The organism is Paracoccus sp. (in: a-proteobacteria) (genome assembly GCF_030536915.1).
Classification (GTDB): Bacteria; Pseudomonadota; Alphaproteobacteria; order Rhodobacterales; family Rhodobacteraceae; genus Paracoccus.
Map to the genome: position 1 here is coordinate 1 of NZ_JAUNPC010000133.1, position 3618 is coordinate 3618.

A 3618-nucleotide genomic window follows, 5' to 3' on the forward strand; every position below is an offset into this window, starting at 1 on the left:
GGGGATCGGCCGCAGCTACTCGGCGCAGCATTACGACTTGGGCGGACTGCGGGACTTTGCCGGACCGATGCTCGAGGTCGGGCGGTTCTGCGTCCACCCGGCCCATCCCGACCCCGAGATCCTGCGCATTGCCTGGGCGGTGCTGACGCGCCATGTGGACGCGACGGGCGCGCAGCTTCTGTTCGGCTGCTCGTCCTTCCCGGGCACCGACACCGAGGGCTATGCGAATGCCTTTGCCATGCTGCGCGAACGCCACCTTGCGCCTAAGCAGTGGCTGCCGCGGGTCAAGGCGCCCGAGGTCTTCCGCTTTCCGCCCCTGCCGCGCAGCCTCGACGCCCCTCGTGCCCGGGCATTGATGCCGCCCTTGCTGCGGACCTACCTGATGATGGGGGGCTGGGTCAGCGATCATGCGGTGATGGACCGGCAGTTGAACACCATGCACGTGTTCACCGGCGTCGAGGTGGGGACGATCCCTTCTGCCCGTGTGCGTGCCCTGCGGCAGATGGCGGGCCGGGTCGGGCAGGGGGACAGGGGGTTTCAAACCCCGGCTCGGGCTTCGCCCCTGCCTCGCTGAAAACAGCCCGCAGGACAGTTTCGGGGCTTTCGTCAGCCCATTGGGATATTCGGGCCGAAAGGAAGCGCGGATGCTTCGGTTGTCGGTCAGTTTGACCGCGGCTAGAAGCGACGGATGAACAGCTTTTCCTTTACCGTGAACGCGACGGCCGGGCGCGCGCGCAGCGGCGTCATCCACACCCCGCGCGGCGAGATCCGCACGCCCGCCTTCATGCCTGTGGGCACCGCCGCGACCGTCAAGGCGATGCTGCCCGAAAGCGTGCGCGCGACCGGGGCGGACGTCCTGCTGGGCAACACCTATCACCTGATGCTGCGCCCCGGCGCGGAACGCATCGCGCGGCTGGGCGGGTTGCACCGCTTCATGAACTGGGACCGGCCGATCCTGACCGACTCGGGCGGGTTCCAAGTGATGAGCCTCGCCGACCTGCGGAAGCTGACCGAGGAGGGCGTGACCTTCGCCAGCCATGTCGATGGCTCGCGCCATTTCCTGTCGCCGGAAACCAGCATGGAGATCCAGCGGCTGCTGGGGTCCGACATCGTGATGGCCTTTGACGAATGCCCGGCGCTGCCCGCGACCCACGAACGCCAGGCCGAGGCGATGCGGCTGTCGATGCGCTGGGCGCAGCGGTCGCGCGATGCCTTCGGCGACCGACCCGGACATGCGCTGTTCGGGATCATGCAGGGTGGGGTGGAACGCGACTTGCGCGAGGAATCGGCTGCGTCCCTGCGCCGCATCGGCTTCGACGGCTATGCCATCGGAGGTCTGGCGGTAGGCGAAGGACAGGATGCGATGTTCGGCGTGCTCGACTATGCCGCCGACCTGCTACCCAAGAACCAGCCGCGCTATCTGATGGGGGTCGGCAAGCCCGACGACATCGTGGGTGCGGTGCAGAGGGGCGTGGACATGATGGACTGCGTTCTGCCCTCGCGCTCGGGGCGCACGGGGCAGGCATGGACGCGGTGCGGGCAGGTCAACATCAAGAACGCCCGCCACGCCGACGACCCGCGCCCGCTGGACGAATACTGCACCTGCCCGGCCTGCAGCGGCTATTCCCGCGCCTATCTGCACCATGTCTTCCGCGCCGGAGAGATGATCTCGGGGATGCTGCTGACCTGGCACAACCTGCATTACTATCAGGAAATCATGCAGGGCATGCGCGACGCCATCGCGGCCGGCACGCTGGATGCTTGGGTCGCCGAGTTCCACGCCGCAAGGGCGCAGGGAGATATCGAGCCCCTCTAGCGGCTGCGCGGCGGGCGGGGACGATAGACCGGCAGGCTCCAGCCGAAGATCATGCTGCCGATCCGCAGGATCATCGTGACCGCCCCGCAGAGCACCACGGCGATGGAACGGTCAAGGCCGAGCCAGATCAATATTACCGCCGTCAGCGCGCCGCCAAAGGCCGCGGTGATGTAAAGCTCGCCCTGCTTCAGCACCATGGGCAGTTCGTTGCCGACAACGTCGCGCATTAGCCCGCCAAAGGTGCCGGTGACGACGCCCATCAGCACCACGATGACCGGGGAAACCCCGGCGGCCAGCGCCACGCCGACGCCTGCCGGGACGGCCACCGCCAGCGCAAAGGCGTCGAGCCAGCGCAGCCATTGCTGGCGGCTTTCGACCAGATGCGCGGTCCAGAAGACTAGCAGCGCCGCCCCCGCCGCCAGCAGGATCAGCGAGGGGCGATCCACCCAGAAGACGACCGGCCGGTTCAGGATCAGGTCGCGCAGCGTTCCCCCGCCCACGGCCGTCATCGTCGCCATGAAGATGAAGCCCACCGGGTCAAGCTGCAGGCGGCTGGCCACCAGCGCCCCGGTCAGCGCAAAGACCAGCGCCGAGGAATAATCCAGCAGCCAGACCAGCGCGGGCAGGTTCGCCCCGATCAGGATGCCCTCGGTCATTTGAAAGGCGCCATCCCCGCGCGGGCAAGCTCATCCGCGCGTTCGTTTTCCGGGTGCCCGGCATGGCCCTTGATCCAGGCCCAGGTGACCTGGTGGCGGTTCCGCGCCTCGTCCAGCCGCTGCCAGAGGTCCGCGTTCTTCACGGGCTTGCGGTCCGAAGTCTTCCAGCCGTTCCGCTTCCAGCCATGGATCCAGCCTGTGACGCCGTTCTTCACATAAGCCGAATCGGTGGTGATGGTGATCGCCGTTGGCCGGCTGAGAGCTTCCAGCGCCGAGATGGCCGCCATCAGTTCCATCCGGTTGTTGGTCGTGGCAGGCTCGCCGCCGGAAAGCTCGCGTTCCTTCACGACCGTGTCGCCCTCCAGCGCGCGCATCAGCACCCCCCAGCCGCCGGGGCCGGGATTGCCGCTGCAGGCGCCATCGGTCCAGGCGTGAAGTTCGGGCATCGGTGAAACCTCCAAGCGCCTCTTATCCGGGAACGACGGCCTGCGGCAACGCCCGCAGCGCCGCGGCAAGGTCCATCTTCTTCGTCAAAATATCCTCTGGGATCGTCGTATACGACGATGGGGGCGAAGCGCCCCCGGATGCGGCGGCTCAGCCTGAAGCAGCCTCGCGCAACACCCGCGGCACCTTGAACTCGACCCGCTCGCGCGCCGTCTCGACCAGTTCCACAGTCATGTCGTATCGCTCGGCAAAGGCGGCAATCACCTCGTCCACCAGCACCTCGGGCGCGCTGGCCCCGGCGGTGACGCCGATCGAGCGGATGCCGTCCAGTGCCCGCCAGTCGATGTCCGCCGCCCGCATCACCAGTTGCGCGTAATCGCAGCCGGCAGAGCGCCCGACCTCGACCAGCCGTTTAGAGTTCGAGCTGTTCGGCGCCCCGATCACCAGCAGCGCGTCGATCAGGGGGGCGATGGCCTTGACCGCCGCCTGCCGGTTCGTCGTCGCATAGCAGATGTCGTCCTTGGCCGGACCGACGATCGCGGGAAAGCGCGCCTGCAGGGCCGCCACGATCTGCGCGGTGTCGTCCACCGAAAGCGTCGTCTGGGTGATCCAGGCAAGCCGTTCCGCATCGCGCGGCACGACCTGCGCCACGTCCTCGACCGTCTCGACCAGGATCACCTCGCCGGGCGGAAGCTGGCCCAT

General features: G+C 67.7%; 4 protein-coding genes and 1 pseudogene. 2 read left to right on the top strand and 3 right to left on the bottom strand.

Features of this window, described 5'->3' with window-relative positions:
- Together Q4F04_RS14555 and tgt are read left to right on the top strand one after the other, a co-directional pair.
- Positions 1–574 (top strand): GNAT family N-acyltransferase (locus tag Q4F04_RS14555; protein WP_303370522.1); only part of this gene is annotated, 574 nt, incomplete at its 5' end.
- A 114-nt stretch (positions 575–688) separates the two neighbouring features.
- Positions 689–1816, top strand: coding sequence for a tRNA guanosine(34) transglycosylase Tgt (gene tgt / locus Q4F04_RS14560; protein ID WP_303370523.1), 1128 nt, complete (start codon positions 689–691; stop codon positions 1814–1816).
- Here tgt and Q4F04_RS14565 read toward each other — a convergent pair.
- The 3 genes and pseudogenes from Q4F04_RS14565 to ispH all read right to left on the bottom strand — a co-directional run.
- Entirely contained in the window at positions 1813–2472 is a 660-nt protein-coding gene (locus Q4F04_RS14565; protein ID WP_303370524.1) for a trimeric intracellular cation channel family protein, read from the bottom strand. The two genes, tgt and Q4F04_RS14565, sit on opposite strands and share 4 nt — an antisense overlap.
- Positions 2469–2918: a ribonuclease HI gene (gene rnhA / locus Q4F04_RS14570; protein WP_303370525.1), complete on the bottom strand. Its 450-nt coding sequence runs from the start codon at positions 2916–2918 to the stop codon at positions 2469–2471. Before rnhA ends, Q4F04_RS14565 begins: the two co-directional genes overlap by 4 nt.
- 148 nt (positions 2919–3066) lie before the next feature.
- Positions 3067–3618 (bottom strand): annotated as a pseudogene (ispH, locus tag Q4F04_RS14575) (4-hydroxy-3-methylbut-2-enyl diphosphate reductase); the annotation flags it as partial.